Genomic DNA, 1976 nt, shown 5'->3' with positions numbered 1-1976 from the left:
GCCCTCCGCCGAGCTCTCCCGCGGCCGCGGCGGCCCGCGCTGCATGAGCATGCCCTTCTGGCGCGAGGACCTCTAAGGTCTTTCAGGACCCGTACAGGTCATAATACATACATCTAGCTGCAATTAGATGTCTCCCATTGGGGCGGTGCGGGTTTTCGCACCGCCCCAATCTTGTATGAGGGACGTCAACACGATTGGATGACTGCTTTTGTAAGGAGCTTGGCCATGGACATCAAGACGATTGGCGTTGAGGAATGGCTCAACGTTTGGGAGAAAAGTGCCACGTGGGACATCGCCCAGTCGACGATCTCGTCGCTCACCATGGGCGAGCTGCGCGCGCTCGATGAGCAGGACGGCGCCACGTTCTACGAGCGCTTGGACCGCGAGAAGATGAACTACGGCTGGATCGAGGGCTCGCCGGAGTTTAAGGCCGTGGTTGCCAAGCTGTATCGTCGGGAGGTCAATCCCGACCACATTCTGCAGACCAATGGCTGCACGGGTGCGAACCTCAACGCCATCATGGCCGTGGTCGAGCCCGGCGACCACGTTATCGCCGAGTGGCCCACCTACGCACCGCTCTACGAGATTCCGCGCACGCTGGGCGCCGAGGTCGAGTATTGGGAGCTTCGCGAGGAACTCGGCTGGAAGCCCGATATCGAGGAACTCAAGCGCTTGGTGCGCCCCAACACCAAGCTTATCTGCATAAACAACGCATCGAACCCCATCGGTACGGTGCTCGATACCGATATGCTCGGCCAGATTGCCGAGATCGCCCGTTCGGTGGGCGCCTACGTGCTGTGCGACGAGGTGTATCTGCCGCTCGAAAACACTGAGTCCTTTATGTCGATGGTCGACGTGTACGAGAGGGCCATTGTCACCAACTCGTTGTCGAAGACCTATTCGACGCCTGCGGCCCGCGTGGGCTGGGTCGTGGCCGACGAAGAGGTGTCCAACCGCATCCGTACCTATCGCGATTACACCATGATCTGCGGCGGTGTGTTCAACGACGCCTTGGCGACCTATGTGCTTGAGCACAAGGACAAGATCCTCGAGCGCAATCGCAAGATCGTGTTTGGCAACCGCGATATCGCGCAGGCTTGGATCGATACGCAGCATCGCGTTTCCTGGACGGCCCCACAGGGCGTGTCTACCTCGTTTATCCAGCTGGATATTCCCGAGGACGACGAGGAGTTCTGCAAGCGCCTGCTGTCCGAGAGGGGAGTGCTGCTGGTACCCGGCAGCCGCTTTGAGCTTCCCTGTGGCGCACGCCTGGGCTACTGCGCGAGCGAGGACGTTCTGCGCGAGGGCCTGAGGCTTTTGGGCGAGGCGCTGGCGGAGTTTGATCGCTAGGATTCCGATGATCTTCGAGGGCGTTATCTAAATTGGCCGAAGATAATCGAAAACGGACCCGTTTCCCTAGTGAAGCGGGTCCGTTTTTCTATACCGAGAAGTCAAGTTGTTACAAATGGGGCCGTAAAGCGAGCCGGTATCCGCTGGGCCTTATACTGAGTTTCCGGTGAACGGTATCAAGCGTCTGGTAAACGGTAATTTATTTACCAGAAATGAATAGGACAATCTTTTTTCTGAATAAAAATGAAAATGGTTGAGACGCGGTATGAACCGCTAATTCTATTCATAGCTTTAGTGGAAATATGCAATTTGAGGATGATTTAACAAAGTTAAGTTCCATTTGATTTTAGGATTGAAAACGCGTTTAAGCACGTAAATACGCTTTATTAAGATGAAGTGTGCCATGCGTGAAGTATATGTGTATGCCGTTCACCCCCTATAAAAAACCGTTCGGGGGCAAGGTGGAAGTATGGGCTGATTTTGGATATAAATATGTCGTCAGCAATAACGCCTCACACGGAGGGGCGCTAACGAATCGGCCCTGACAAGGGCCCGAAAGAAAGGTAGGAGGCCATGACGAAAGGTCTGCACGTGCCTTCCGAGATCGGCAAGCTCAGGAAGGTCTG

General features: G+C 55.5%; 2 protein-coding genes. Both read left to right on the top strand.

What is annotated here, in order from left to right; all coding sequences use genetic code 11:
* The coding region (locus tag ABHR63_RS09940) for an arginine deiminase family protein (RefSeq protein WP_195239190.1) at positions 1-76 on the top strand (76 nt) is incomplete at its 5' end.
* 149 nt (positions 77-225) lie between these two features.
* Positions 226-1350 (top strand): aminotransferase, encoded by a 1125-nt coding sequence (locus ABHR63_RS09935; protein ID WP_346965444.1) that lies wholly within the window; start codon positions 226-228, stop codon positions 1348-1350.
* Positions 1351-1976: the final 626 nt, after the last annotated feature.

Origin of the sequence: Collinsella aerofaciens, assembly GCF_039752775.1 — a bacterium.
Classification (GTDB): domain Bacteria; phylum Actinomycetota; class Coriobacteriia; order Coriobacteriales; family Coriobacteriaceae; genus Collinsella; species Collinsella aerofaciens_R.
The sequence above is the reverse complement of the archived record's forward strand: the minus strand, read 5'-3'. Positions and strand labels throughout refer to the sequence as shown.